Below are 12,135 nucleotides of genomic sequence, written 5' to 3'. Positions count from 1 at the left end.
CCGTCCGCCTGCGGACGTCTCAACCACGCGCCCGAAACTGCGTCGAAACCGACCCTCGGTCGATCCGGTGACGAATCCCCGATACGTTGGTGCACGCCTGCCCGTAGTGGCAGTGTCGGTCGACAGTGGTCGACCATCGAGATCGGGACGGAGCTGGGCGTTGTACGTAGTTGTGATGGGATGTGGCCGCGTCGGCGCCTCGCTGGCCGGGGCGCTCGAGCGCATCGGCCACGAGGTAGCGATCATCGACCGCGACGAAACAGCCTTTCTGCGCCTGGACCCGGACTTCGCTGGACATCGCGTCGTCGGCATGGGGTTCGACCGAGATGTGTTGGTGAGTGCGGGAATCGAGAAGGCCGAGGCGTTCGCCGCCGTGTCCTCGGGCGACAACTCGAACATCATCTCCGCCCGCGTCGCGCGCGAGACGTTCGGCGTGGACAAAGTGGTCGCGAGGATCTACGACGCCAAACGCGCCGCCGTCTACGAACGCCTCGGCATCCCTACGGTGGCCACGGTGCCGTGGGCGACCGACCGATTTCTGCACAACCTGCTTCGTGACGACCCGACCACGAAATGGCGCGATCCGTCCGGCAGCGTGGCCGTTGTGCTCCTCGACTTCCACGACGCCTGGATCGGCAAGAAGCTCTCGGTCCTCGAAGAGTCGACGCGGTCGCGGGCGGCATTCGTCATCCGCTTCGGCGTCGGATTGCTACCGGACAAGCGCACCGTCATCCAGGCCGGTGACGAGGTCTACGTCGCCGCTGTCTCAGGCACCGTCGCCGAGGCCATCGCGTTGGCGGGCAACCCGCCGCCGTCGGACGACTGATGCACACCCGCACGTACCTCATCTCCCCCACCGACCCGAACGGGAAGCCATGAAAGTCGCCATCGCCGGTGCCGGCGCAGTCGGCAGGTCCATCGCACGCGAGCTCATCCGCAGCGAACACGACGTGATGCTCCTCGAACGCAAACTCGACCACGTCGATCAAGCAGCAGTGCCGGAAGCCGAATGGGTGCTGGCCGATGCATGCGAGCTGAGCCTGCTCGAAGCCGCTCATCTCGAGAACTACGACGTGGTGATCGCTGCTACCGGCGACGACAAGGCCAACCTGGTGCTCAGCCTGCTGGCCAAAACCGAGTTCGGTGTCGATCGTGTCGTCGCCCGAGTCAACGACCCACGCAACGAGTGGCTGTTCGATTCCGCATGGGGCGTCGACGTCGCGGTATCGACGCCGCGGATGCTCGCGTCGCTGGTCGAAGAGGCAGTCTCGGTCGGAGACCTCGTGCATCTGATGACGTTCCGAAAGGGCCAGGCGAACCTCGTCGAGATCACGCTCCCGGAGAACACTCCGCTCGCAGGAAAGCCGGTCCGGAAGCTCCAATTGCCCAGGGACGCCGCCTTGGTGACGATTCTGCGCGGCGGCCGGGTGATCGTGCCGCAGCACGACGATCCACTCGAGGGCGGCGACGAACTACTGTTCGTCGCGGCCAAAGAAGTGGAGAACGAACTACGTGCTGCGGTCGGCCTGATCTGACGGCAGGGTTCCGTCGGTCCGATCCACACTCGAGGCAACCTCGAGCGTGTGATCGGCCCGTCGCACAGCCCAGAGCGTGACCAGCAGCGCCACTCCGGTGAGCGGCCAACCCATCCCGATTCGTGCAACGGCCAGCCAGCCGGTCTGATCCGAATCGTAGAGCTGCGACTGGACGACGTATCGGGCAGCGAACACCGCTGCCCACGCGATCGTCGCCACGTCGTAGAAACGCACAGCCGAGCGGTTGCGACGCCACGTGGTTCCCTTGCCGTTGAGGTAGCCCCAGATGACTCCGACCAGCGGCCAGCGGGCGAGCACCGACAACACGAAGGCCCCGCCGTAGACCAGCGATGTGTAGATGCCGAACAGGAAGTAGCCCTTGGCATCTCCGGTTCGGTACGCGATGAACGCACAGATGCCGACGCCGAAGAAGCCCGAGATCGCGGGCTGAATGGGTGTGCGCTGAATCAGACGCCACACCAGAACTGCAGCGGCGACCCCGAGTGCGGACCACAAGGCGACGCCGAGCCCGAAGAAACTGTTCGCCGGAACGAACACGATGACCGGCAACGTGGAATAGACGAGCCCGCTCAGACCGCCGAGCTGTTCCAGTACGGTCGGGGCCACCTTCTCGACGCTCTCCGACGTCGTCGCATCGGTCGCGGGTTCCGGCGTCGCGGGAGGTGGTACGGCATCGTCACTGTTGGTCACGACAACGAGAGTGCCATACCTGCGACGGTCAGCTGTCGTCGCGCAGTTCGTAGTACGGGTTGTAGACGATCTTGCGTCCATCGCGCTCGCCGACGCGTCCACGAACGAGCACGGTCTTACCGGGCTCGATACCCGCAATCTTTCGCCTGCCGATCCACACGAGGGTCACCGCATCGGTGCCATCGAAGAACTCCGCCTCGATGTTTGCGTTGGCGGCCTTGGAACACGCTTCCACGCTGCGCAACCGACCCAACATCGTGACTTCCTCGCCGCGCGAGCAGTCACATGCACGTCGGGCACCGGACGCTTCGGAAGATTCGGCCATCTCCTCAGCGTCGAGCTGATCGATGTCCTCGGTCAACTTTCGCGTCAACCGGCGAAAGTATCCTGCGGCAGCGGGTGCCATTGTGCGCTCCAGCGGTGTGAGTCGTTCCGCAGGCTCCACTCACTGAAGCAACTGCGGCGACGTGGGGGTTTGCCTCGTCAGGGCGGGTACTTCGCCACTGTAGACCCGAAGTGTCACACTGACCAACCAACGCCACGCCCGGAACCGAAGCCGTGCACAATCGTGTCGTGCACAGCCGATTCGACACCCTCGCCGCGGTCGTTCTACCTGGTACGGGATCGGACGCCCGGTTTGCCTACGACGCATTCTCGGCAGCGTTCGCCGGTGTGGGATTGACCACCATCGCAGTCGAACCCGATCCCACCGGTGTGGTCGAGAGCTACGTCGGCGCGCTGAACGCCGCCACGCGTCGGCACGGTCGAATCGTTGTTGCGGGAATTTCCCTCGGTGCCGCGGTCGCGGCACGATGGGCCGCGACCAACGCGTCGAACACCGCAGCACTGGCGCTCGTTCTACCGGCATGGACAGGCGACCCGGCCGGCTCTCCTGCAGCCCTCAGCGCACAGTTCACCGCTCGATCGCTGCGCGAGGTGGGGCTCGATGCCGTCACCGCGGCCATGACGTCGTCGAGCCCCGCATGGCTTGCTCGCACCTTGAGTCGATCCTGGGCCGCTCAGTGGCCGGCCCTTCCCGACGCCTTGGACGAGGCGGCGCAACACCGAAGCCTCGAGCTGGACCAGCTGGCGCGGATCGAGCTGCCGACGGTCGTAGTGGGCGCGGTGGACGACGCGGTACATCCGATCGACGTGGCGCGGAACTGGGCGCGGGCGTTACCGAACTGCGCGCTCAGAACGGTGACGCTGGACATGATCGGCCACGACGCAGGATGTCTGGGCCGTGCGGCTGTCGAGGGCCTCGACCTACGGTCGCCTCAACCGCCCAGTTGCTGAATGGCCGATCCCGACGCTCCTCGACGCGGTGCTCGGTCGCGCTCCGCCGCCGTCGGCTCCGGTACCGAACTCTGCTGCGGTACCGAGTTCTGCTGCGGTACCGAGTTCTGCTGCGGCGCAGCGGGTTCGGTTTCCACGGCCTGGGGCGGTGGCGATTGTTGTGCCGCCGCCTGCTGTTGCGCGGCAGCAGCAAGTTGCTCGGCCAGGATTCGTGGCAGCACCACCGGCAGCGGTGTTCGAACGGGATGCGGATCGGTTCCGCGGTCGACCACGGTCTGCCGAAGAATCGTATGTGCGAGTTGGACGAGGGGCTGCCCTTCACCCACGGCACCCGACGGCCCGGCGAGCACACATCGCACCATCCACCGATAGCCGTCGACTCCGATGAATCGAAGATCGGCATTGGCGGTGACGCCGTGCAGCTCCCGTCCCCAGGGGCCCGTCTCGACCGTGGTCTCGGCCTTGTCGTTGCGAAGCGATGTCGCCAGGTCTGCTGCCACCTCGCGCCACTGACCGGGCGATTTGGGCGCCGCATACGCAGCGATGGTGATACGACCGAACTGGGTGACGATGTGCACCGCCTGCGGGCTGCCCGCCTGGGACATTTCGACCTGAAGCTGGCCGCCTTCCGGAAGCGGAATCAACACCGAGCCGAGGTCGAGACGCGTCTTTGCCACGGTCTCGCGATCGTCGTCGAGGTCCTCCAGATCGTGGGGCCCATCGGCGCTGGTGTCCGCGGGCTGCTCGTCCTCGACTCCATCGACGAATGACTCCGCATCGGGTGCGGAGGCACTGCCGGCGTCGTTCTTCTTACGCCGTCCGAACATGTTCAGCTCTCTTCTTCTCGATTGCTTCCTTGGTGCCTGCCACCGACCGACGCCGCGGCGGAACTCACTGCTTCAGACTCGCATGACCGCCGGTCGACCCGTGACCACCGGCCCCCCGAACCGTGTCGTCCAGCTCGTCGACCTCGACGAACGTCACCAGCTCGACCCGCTGGACGATCAGCTGCGCGACCCGGTCACCCCGGTCGAGCACGATCGGGGAATGCAGGTCGTGGTTGATCAGACAGACCTTGATCTCGCCGCGGTATCCGGCATCGATCGTGCCCGGGGTGTTGACGACCGACAGACCCGATTTCGCCGCCAGGCCCGAGCGCGGATGAATCAGCCCGACGGTTCCCAGCGGAAGAGCGACCGCGATACCGGTTCCCACCAGCACTCGTTCGCCCGGCGCGATCGTGACCGGAGCTGTGATCCGCAGATCCACACCCGCGTCACCCTCGTGCGCACGGGCGGGAATCGGTAACTCGGGGTCGAGTCGGCGAACCCGCACCTCGGTCAGCGGAGATGCAGGCCACACCGGATTCGGGTTCGGGTCTGCGGAGGGATCCTTGCCTGCCTCGGGGACTTCGTCGCTCACGTCGAACGAGACTACGCTGGCCCGCTCGTGTCTCGATGTGGCGACTACCCTGGTGCTCGTGACTGCAGATCGACAGACCGAACCCGCGAACTCCGAGTCCGGCAACTCCACTCCCAGCAGCGGGCCCACCGACTCGGTGCTCTACTCCGAGCGGCTCTGGGTGCCGATCTGGTGGTGGGCGGCGGGGGCCGGGGTAGCGGTGTTGCTGGCGGCAGAGATCCATATGGGTGCACCGGGAATCCGGGCATGGTTGCCGTACGTCGTGTTGCTGCCACTGGTCGCCTGGGCGCTGTTCGCCTTCAGCAGACTGCGCGTCGAGGTGGTGGCCGAAACAGGTTCGACCGACGTCGAATTGCGGGTAGGGAAAGCACACCTGCCACTCGCTGTTGCGGCCAAAGCAGCAATCGTCCCTGGAACAGCAAAAAGTGCGGCACTGGGGAGACAGCTCGATCCGCTGGCTTTCGTTCAGCACCGCACCTGGGTGAAGCAGATGGTGATCGTGGTTCTCGACGATCCGGACGACCCGACACCGTACTGGTTGATCAGCACCAAACGCCCCGAGGCGCTACTTGCGGTGCTGTCCGCTCACGGTGTCGAGGCACGCTGACCTCCTACCCGACCGACTGCCGGGGAACCGACGCACAGACCCGAGCAGCTGATCAGGTCTGTGCGGAGAAGATCACGCCGCGCAGTCGCGGCACATCAGCACGCCGTTGGCGTCGCTGGCCAGCCGGCTTCGGTGGTGAACCAGGAAGCAGCTCGAACAGGTGAACTCGTCCGCCTGCTTGGGAACCACTCGAACCGAGAGCTCCTCACCGGACAGGTCTGCACCCGGGAGCTCGAACGACTCCGCGGTATCGGATTCGTCCACGTCGACCACTGCGGACTGGGCCTCGTTGCGCCGAGCTTTCAGTTCTTCGAGCGAATCCTCCGAGACGTCGTCGGATTCTGTTCTTCTCGGTGCGTCGTAGTCGGTTGCCATTGTTCTCGTACCCCTCATCTTCGTGCGTGTGTGTGGTGGGAGCTGCCGTTGTGGTCGGCTTGTGGCCGTCGGCTGTGAAGAGGGCGCTTGCTCACTCCCACCGATTGTTCGTAACTGATCGAATCGTTCGTCGTCGCGCGGTGCCCGAAACTACACCGGGTAGTTCCCAAAACTCGCCGGTTGAAACCCGATCGAGACCTCGCTCACCAGATCGATGGTGCACCGGCGTCCGTTTCTCGAAGCACCGCGGCCGCCAGACAATAGCCGAAGCCGGTCACAAACTCGAAACCGAATCGCCGGTCAGTCCTTCACCTGCATGCACGCCGCAACAACACCGAGGCGGCCGTCTTCATTCCGCGGTCCACCGAAGGCTTCCCAGTGCGGGTTTTCAGCTCCTGAACGGGAGTTGCGCTCCGTATCCGGAACAGGCTGGGCCGAGTGTGCCGCCGCCCGGCAGCGCGGGCATCTACAGTAGGCACGCGTCGGTTGAACCGACCCAGTGACCGGTGTCGGCGGCAGCCGAAGGAAAGGCGAAGATCAACTGTGGTTTCTCTGATCACCGAAGGCCGTTCGACCGACGATCGAGGTCGTCCGTTCCGTCGCCGCCGGGCATTTCCCATCATCGCCGTGTTCACGGTGTTGGCACTCCTCGGCGTGCTCGTCTGGGTCAAGGTGTTCACCACATCTGAGGCCACCTCGGCAACCGCCGAGTGCAATACGCCGACCACGACGGCGGCCACCGACGGCACGCAGCCCGCACCCCTGGGTGACGAAGTAGACCCCGACACGCTGCTCGACGTCGCGCCGGCGGCTCTGTCCGCATCGAAGGTGCGTGTCTTCAACGCCAACGGTGAGCGCGGCCAGGCAGCTCTGGTGGCGGCCCAGCTCGTCGATTACGGTTTCGCAAGCGCACCGGACGTTCAGGTGGGCAACGATCCGGTCTATGTCGATCAGAACATGCAGTGCCAGGGCCAGATTCGCTTCGGTGCAGCCGGAGTGGCCGCGGCGAGTGCGGTGTGGCTCGTCGCGCCCTGCGCCGAGCTCATCGAGGATGCCCGCACCGACGACTCGGTCGATCTCGCTCTCGGTACCTACTTCAGCGCGATCCAGCCCAACGACGACGCCGAAGAAGTGCTGCGCACACTTGCCGGTACAGCACCGAATGCCGAGCCGCAGCCGCTCGATGCCGACCTACTCTCCGCAGCGCGCGAATCGCGCTGCTGACGTCGACGCGACTCCTCAACCAGGAATCGGATCGAGCGCGCCTGCGCTGCGCAACGCGGCCAGGAACGCGTTGGATATTCCGGGTGCCATAGCCACGGTCGCAGAGCCGTGCGCACTCGTCGAGTTGGCAGCGGGCAGCCGCACCACTGCTCCGGCCTCTGCCGCGATCAGCGCACCAGCGGCCCAGTCCCACGGACTGAGCCCGTGTTCGAAATGGGCGTCGACCGCTCCGGACGCGACCATGCACAGATCCAATGCTGCCGATCCGATCCGGCGGATGTCGCGTACCTGAGGCAACAATTCGGAGATGATCGCGCCCTGTACGGCACGACGACCCGACCCGTAGCCGAATCCGGTGGCCAACAACGTCATCGACAATTCGGCCACGTCCGAGCATCGCAGTTGCTCCAGTGTGCCGTCGGGCCCCCGTACGGTGGCACCGCGACCTTTCGCCGCGGAGTAGACGAGATCGCGAGCAACGTCGACCACAGCCCCCGCCACACTGACGCCGTCGATCTGAACGGCGACCGACACCGCGTAGGCCGGGATTCCGTACATGAAATTCACGGTCCCGTCGATCGGGTCCAGTACCCACCGCACACCGTCGAGCGACTCGCTCTCGCTCCCTTCCTCTTCCCCCAGAATCGAATCCGACGGCCGCAGCTGCGCCAGCAACTCCCGCAGCACACGCTCGGTCTCGGTGTCCACGACGGTCACCGGATCGGTCGGCGTGCTCTTGGACTGCACTGCGTCGTCATCGGCGCTCGAACCGTCACCGAACACCTGCGGTCGCCGCAATCGCACGTGCTCGGCGGCACGCGTCGCGACGCGTTCGGCAACCTCGCGCAATACGTCCACGTCTCGCGTGTTCGATTCGGTGTCCGGCCCTCCCGGCGGCACCGTCGTGCCGGGCAATTGTGTACTGGCGGTGTCGTTCTGCGATCCGTCTGATTTCGGCACACGTACATCGCAACACACACCGACGGCCGAGCACCACTGCAGCGACTCACCGGACACGTCGACGTTCCGCGAAGTACGAAACGGCACTATTGTTCGGAAGCGACGGCACCACACGGATTCGATCAGGCCAGGAGCGGCATCCACATGACACAGGCAGGTTCGGACAACCCCCTCGGCGGGGCAGCACGCCACGGATTCGGCGTCGACGTCGGCGGCAGCGGCATCAAAGGCGGGATCGTCGACCTGAGCACCGGGGACCTCGTCGGCGACCGCTACAAGATCGAGACTCCCCAGCCGTCCACCCCGGATGCCGTCGCTCGTACCGTCGCGGAGATCGCCGCGCACTTCGAGTGGACCGGTCCGGTAGGAGTCACACTTCCCGCCGTGGTGACCAACGGCGTGGCTCGTTCAGCGGCCAACATCGACAAGTCCTGGATCGACACCGACGCCCGAGCACTGTTCGCCGAGGCCATCGGAACAGAGAAGATCACCGTGCTCAACGACGCCGATGCGGCCGGAATCGCCGAGGACAAGTACGGCGGCGGCAAGGGCAAGGACGGTGTCGTCGTGCTCCTGACATTCGGCACCGGGATCGGTTCGGCGGTGCTGCACAACGGGGTGCTGCTGCCCAACACCGAATTCGGACACATGGAGATCGACGGCAAGGAAGCCGAGCACCGGGCAGCGTCGTCGGTGAAGGAAAATCAAGGGTTGTCGTACAAGGAATGGGCCAAGGAAGTCTCGAAGGTTCTGCAGACGTTCGAGGCGCTGCTGTGGCCGGATTTGTTCATTGCCGGCGGCGGCATCAGTCGCAAGAGCGAGAAGTGGATTCCGCACCTGACGAACCGCACTCCCGTGGTGCCCGCAACCCTGCTGAACACTGCCGGGATCGTCGGTGCCGCCCTCGCAGCGGACAGCGCCGTGCCGTCTGCAGAGACCGGCACATCCGCTGGATCGGCCCACTGACACGCGGCGTCGCCACTCGCGTAGGACGAGGGTCGGTAACAAACTCCTGAGAGGTCGTTACAATGGTGTGTGCCGGTACGCAGCCGGCCAGAATCCGAAGACCTCTCCGCCGGAAACAACTCTGGCGTGACGCCGCACGACTTCGTCACGAAAGGGCGTACGTGGCAGCCACCGATATCCGTCAGACCGTAGATTCCGAGACCGAGTCTGCGGCACCTGCACCTGCTGTCAAGGCACCCGCTGCGAAGGCACCGGCAAAGAAGGCTCCGGCGAAGCGCGCCGCGGCCAAGAAGGCACCGGCGAAGAAGGCCGCAGCGAAGAAGACAGCAACATCTCCCGCTTCCGGGGACGACGCCGACGAGAGCGCACCCGGAATCGAGGACATCGACATCTCCGAAGGCGATCTGGCTGCTGCCGCCAACGATGTGGTCGAGGTCGTTGCAGCGGGTGACGACACCGAAGAGGACGCCACCAGCGAGCCGACCGCCGAGGACAAGGCGTCGGGCGACTTCGTATGGGACGAGGAGGAATCCGAGGCCCTGCGTCAGGCTCGTAAGGATGCCGAGCTCACCGCGTCGGCGGACTCGGTCCGTGCGTACCTCAAGCAGATCGGCAAGGTCGCCCTACTCAACGCGGAGGAAGAGGTCGAACTGGCCAAGCGCATCGAGGCGGGCCTGTTCGCAGTCGAGAAGATGCGCGAGTCCGCGGAGAAGGGCGAGAAGCTCCCCGTCGCGCAGCGTCGAGACATGACGTGGATCTGCCGTGATGGCAACCGCGCCAAGAACCACCTGCTCGAGGCCAATCTTCGACTCGTCGTCTCCCTGGCCAAGCGCTACACCGGTCGCGGCATGGCTTTCCTGGACCTCATTCAGGAGGGCAACCTCGGTCTCATTCGCGCGGTCGAGAAGTTCGACTACACCAAGGGCTACAAGTTCTCCACGTACGCCACCTGGTGGATCCGACAGGCCATCACTCGGGCCATGGCCGATCAGGCCCGCACCATCCGTATCCCGGTTCACATGGTCGAGGTCATCAACAAGCTCGGCCGCATCCAACGCGAATTGCTTCAGGATCTGGGTCGCGAGCCCACTCCGGAAGAGCTCGCGAAGGAAATGGACATCACGCCCGAAAAGGTGCTGGAGATCCAGCAGTACGCGCGTGAGCCGATCTCCCTCGACCAGACCATCGGTGACGAGGGCGACAGCCAGCTCGGTGACTTCATCGAGGACTCCGAAGCTGTCGTCGCCGTCGACGCAGTCTCGTTCACGCTGCTGCAGGACCAGCTCCAGTCCGTTCTCGAGACCCTGTCCGAGCGCGAAGCCGGCGTGGTTCGTCTACGGTTCGGCCTCACCGACGGCCAGCCGCGCACCCTCGACGAGATCGGCCAGGTGTACGGGGTCACCCGTGAGCGAATTCGCCAGATCGAATCCAAGACGATGTCCAAGCTGCGTCACCCATCCCGTTCCCAGGTTCTCCGCGACTACCTGGACTGAGTGACCCGATTCACCGAACGCCGACCGTCGATCCTCGAGATCGGCGGTCGTCGTCGTTTTCGGGGGGACGGTATGCGGGTGTCGGCGGTGTCGCCTCCCATTCGGCGTCGTCAGATCGATGGTTCCACGAATGTCCCGTCCGGTCCGGGCCGGTAGTCCAGCACCGCCGTGACGGCCGCGATCGGTAGCGGCCCGTACAGATGTGGAAAGCGCATGGACTCCGGATCGGACGGCACGCCGGGTTCCCATCGAACGGGTGCATTAAGTCGAGTCGGATCCAGACGAAGCAGAACGAGATCCTCTCGCCCCTGGAACAGTCGATTTGCAGGCAGATGCACCTGCTGGGGCGTCGACAGGTGAACGAAACCTACCTCCCCGTACGAGTCCGGCACGTATTCGGACTGCCCCCGCATCGACAGCCACTCCCCTGCGGTGCAGATGTGAACGAGGTCGTCCTGCTTACTTGTCACCGTTTCATTCTGCCGGGTGGCGCCCCTGTCAGGGCGGTGGAACGTCGACAACGCCTCGATCTCTGCCGGATGGGAGGCCACCGACCACCACCGCCGCGATGACAGCCACGATTCCGACGGCCTCGAGGGTCGTGGGAATCTGAGTCAGCACCACGGCACCGACCACCGTGGCCGTCGCCGGTAGAAGCGCCAGCAGCAGAGCGAATCGCGCCCTCCCGACTCGCACCAGGACGTACTGATCGAGAACGTACGGAACCACACTCGACAGTAGACCGACGCCCAACCCCAGAACCCAGATTCGCCAGTCACCCAGGGCATCGGCATGCGCCAGCGCAAACGGACCGAACAACGGCACGGCCAGGACCAGCGAGGCGATGCCGAACCCGGCCGCCATGTCGTCGAGACCCTGACCCGCATCGGCAACGGACTTGCCCAGGACGATGTAGGCGGCCCACAGCGCCGCCGAGCCCAGCGCGAAGGCGATTCCGACGAGGCCCACTTCACCGCCCTCGAACTGCGCCGAGGCAATGGCACCGACGCCCCCGACGACCAGAAGAAGCGCACAGACGTCGGCCGGCTTCCTCGACCCGGCTGCTGCGACCGCGATGGGCCCGAGAAACTCGATCGCTACGGCCGCGCCCAGTGGCAGCCGGGCAATGGCCTCGTAGAACATCGCGTTCATGCCGATCGTCGCACCGCCGAACGCGGCTGCCGTGCACAGTCGCCGCCCGGACCACGTGCCGCCCGCACCCGCGCGGTGCCGCCAGGGCCGCCGCCAGATCACCAACACCAGAGCCGCGCCGAAACCACGCAGCCATGCCACCGCGGCCGGGTCGACGGTGTCGAACAGGAATACACCGATCGCCGCACCGACGTACATGCACACCGCGCCGATCACGAACAGCGACGGAATACCCAGCTTCGATGCGCCGGAGAGCGAAGGAGAAGTCGAAGCCACACAGGCGACCCTACTGCCGCGGCTCGCTGCGAGCCGTGTCTGCTCTCAGCGAACAGATTTCACGACGTTCCAGCTCGTGAGGCATGTTTCGTGTTAGTGACAACACAAGAAAACGCGC

General features: G+C 65.2%; 15 protein-coding genes. 7 read left to right on the top strand and 8 right to left on the bottom strand.

The features are described from left to right. Positions 1 to 160: 160 nt before the first annotated feature. Together AC5WEY_RS13920 and AC5WEY_RS13915 are read left to right on the top strand one after the other, a co-directional pair. A complete protein-coding gene (locus tag AC5WEY_RS13920; RefSeq protein WP_495646273.1) occupies positions 161 to 826 on the top strand; it encodes a potassium channel family protein in 666 nt (221 codons plus the stop codon). A gap of 49 nt (positions 827 to 875) precedes the next feature. Next, positions 876 to 1,535, top strand: a complete 660-nt coding sequence (locus AC5WEY_RS13915; RefSeq protein WP_032377739.1) for a potassium channel family protein — start codon at positions 876 to 878, stop codon at positions 1,533 to 1,535. Here the strand turns inward: AC5WEY_RS13915 and AC5WEY_RS13910 are convergent. Both AC5WEY_RS13910 and AC5WEY_RS13905 read right to left on the bottom strand, forming a co-directional pair. Continuing rightward, positions 1,509 to 2,246 carry a DUF3159 domain-containing protein gene (locus AC5WEY_RS13910; protein ID WP_495646272.1) on the bottom strand — a complete coding sequence of 246 codons (738 nt, stop codon included), beginning with the start codon at positions 2,244 to 2,246 and terminating at the stop codon, positions 1,509 to 1,511. The two genes, AC5WEY_RS13915 and AC5WEY_RS13910, sit on opposite strands and share 27 nt — an antisense overlap. A 28-nt stretch (positions 2,247 to 2,274) precedes the next feature. Continuing rightward, positions 2,275 to 2,652, bottom strand: coding sequence for an OB-fold nucleic acid binding domain-containing protein (locus AC5WEY_RS13905; RefSeq protein WP_094680400.1), 378 nt, complete (start codon positions 2,650 to 2,652; stop codon positions 2,275 to 2,277). A gap of 167 nt (positions 2,653 to 2,819) precedes the next feature. Here AC5WEY_RS13905 and AC5WEY_RS13900 point away from each other — a divergent pair, with 167 nt between their 5' ends. Beyond that, complete coding sequence (locus tag AC5WEY_RS13900) at positions 2,820 to 3,542, top strand: alpha/beta fold hydrolase (protein WP_495646271.1); 723 nt, start codon at positions 2,820 to 2,822, stop codon at positions 3,540 to 3,542. Here AC5WEY_RS13900 and AC5WEY_RS13895 read toward each other — a convergent pair. Further along, complete coding sequence (locus AC5WEY_RS13895; RefSeq protein ID WP_495646270.1) at positions 3,524 to 4,369, bottom strand: DUF3710 domain-containing protein; 846 nt, start codon at positions 4,367 to 4,369, stop codon at positions 3,524 to 3,526. The two genes, AC5WEY_RS13900 and AC5WEY_RS13895, sit on opposite strands and share 19 nt — an antisense overlap. A gap of 64 nt (positions 4,370 to 4,433) precedes the next feature. Beyond that, positions 4,434 to 4,886: a dUTP diphosphatase gene (gene dut, locus AC5WEY_RS13890; protein ID WP_156399628.1), complete on the bottom strand. Its 453-nt coding sequence runs from the start codon at positions 4,884 to 4,886 to the stop codon at positions 4,434 to 4,436. A gap of 214 nt (positions 4,887 to 5,100) precedes the next feature. Here dut and AC5WEY_RS13885 point away from each other — a divergent pair, with 214 nt between their 5' ends. Beyond that, positions 5,101 to 5,571, top strand: a complete 471-nt coding sequence (locus tag AC5WEY_RS13885) for a DUF3093 domain-containing protein (RefSeq protein WP_495646568.1) — start codon at positions 5,101 to 5,103, stop codon at positions 5,569 to 5,571. Between the two features lie 72 nt (positions 5,572 to 5,643). On the opposite strand, the gene AC5WEY_RS13880 is transcribed toward AC5WEY_RS13885, so the two are convergent. Next, the gene (locus tag AC5WEY_RS13880; RefSeq protein ID WP_027496891.1) at positions 5,644 to 5,946 is read right to left on the bottom strand and encodes a DUF4193 domain-containing protein; all 303 of its coding nucleotides are present in this window, start codon (positions 5,944 to 5,946) and stop codon (positions 5,644 to 5,646) included. 543 nt (positions 5,947 to 6,489) lie between these two features. On the opposite strand from AC5WEY_RS13880, the gene cei reads away from it, so the two are divergent. Continuing rightward, positions 6,490 to 7,170: an envelope integrity protein Cei gene (cei, locus tag AC5WEY_RS13875; protein WP_495646269.1), complete on the top strand. Its 681-nt coding sequence runs from the start codon at positions 6,490 to 6,492 to the stop codon at positions 7,168 to 7,170. A gap of 15 nt (positions 7,171 to 7,185) precedes the next feature. On the opposite strand, the gene AC5WEY_RS13870 is transcribed toward cei, so the two are convergent. Further along, positions 7,186 to 8,028 carry an inositol monophosphatase family protein gene (locus AC5WEY_RS13870; RefSeq protein ID WP_495646567.1) on the bottom strand — a complete coding sequence of 281 codons (843 nt, stop codon included), beginning with the start codon at positions 8,026 to 8,028 and terminating at the stop codon, positions 7,186 to 7,188. Between the two features lie 246 nt (positions 8,029 to 8,274). Between AC5WEY_RS13870 and ppgK the strand changes: the two genes are divergently transcribed. Both ppgK and AC5WEY_RS13860 read left to right on the top strand, forming a co-directional pair. Next, complete coding sequence (gene ppgK / locus AC5WEY_RS13865) at positions 8,275 to 9,096, top strand: polyphosphate--glucose phosphotransferase (protein ID WP_495646268.1); 822 nt, start codon at positions 8,275 to 8,277, stop codon at positions 9,094 to 9,096. Positions 9,097 to 9,257: 161 nt separating this feature from the next. After that, complete coding sequence (locus AC5WEY_RS13860) at positions 9,258 to 10,589, top strand: RNA polymerase sigma factor (RefSeq protein WP_057478600.1); 1,332 nt, start codon at positions 9,258 to 9,260, stop codon at positions 10,587 to 10,589. Positions 10,590 to 10,699: 110 nt separating this feature from the next. Here the strand turns inward: AC5WEY_RS13860 and AC5WEY_RS13855 are convergent, their stop codons facing one another. Beyond that, complete coding sequence (locus AC5WEY_RS13855; protein ID WP_495646267.1) at positions 10,700 to 11,059, bottom strand: DUF952 domain-containing protein; 360 nt, start codon at positions 11,057 to 11,059, stop codon at positions 10,700 to 10,702. Positions 11,060 to 11,087: 28 nt separating this feature from the next. Then, positions 11,088 to 12,017 carry an EamA family transporter gene (locus AC5WEY_RS13850; protein ID WP_495646266.1) on the bottom strand — a complete coding sequence of 310 codons (930 nt, stop codon included), beginning with the start codon at positions 12,015 to 12,017 and terminating at the stop codon, positions 11,088 to 11,090. Between the last annotated feature and the right edge of the window lie 118 nt (positions 12,018 to 12,135).

It is taken from the genome of Rhodococcoides sp. S146-33 (assembly GCF_059489205.1).
The sequence above is the reverse complement of the archived record's forward strand: the minus strand, read 5'-3'. Positions and strand labels throughout refer to the sequence as shown.

Coding starts and splice junctions, on each gene's coding strand:
- AC5WEY_RS13915 (WP_032377739.1), top strand. CDS start 876: ATGAAAGTCGCCATCGCCGGTGCCGGCGCAGTCGGCAGGTCCATCGCA.
- AC5WEY_RS13905 (WP_094680400.1), bottom strand. CDS start 2,652: ATGGCACCCGCTGCCGCAGGATACTTTCGCCGGTTGACGCGAAAGTTG.
- AC5WEY_RS13895 (WP_495646270.1), bottom strand. CDS start 4,369: ATGTTCGGACGGCGTAAGAAGAACGACGCCGGCAGTGCCTCCGCACCC.
- AC5WEY_RS13880 (WP_027496891.1), bottom strand. CDS start 5,946: ATGGCAACCGACTACGACGCACCGAGAAGAACAGAATCCGACGACGTC.
- ppgK (WP_495646268.1), top strand. CDS start 8,275: ATGACACAGGCAGGTTCGGACAACCCCCTCGGCGGGGCAGCACGCCAC.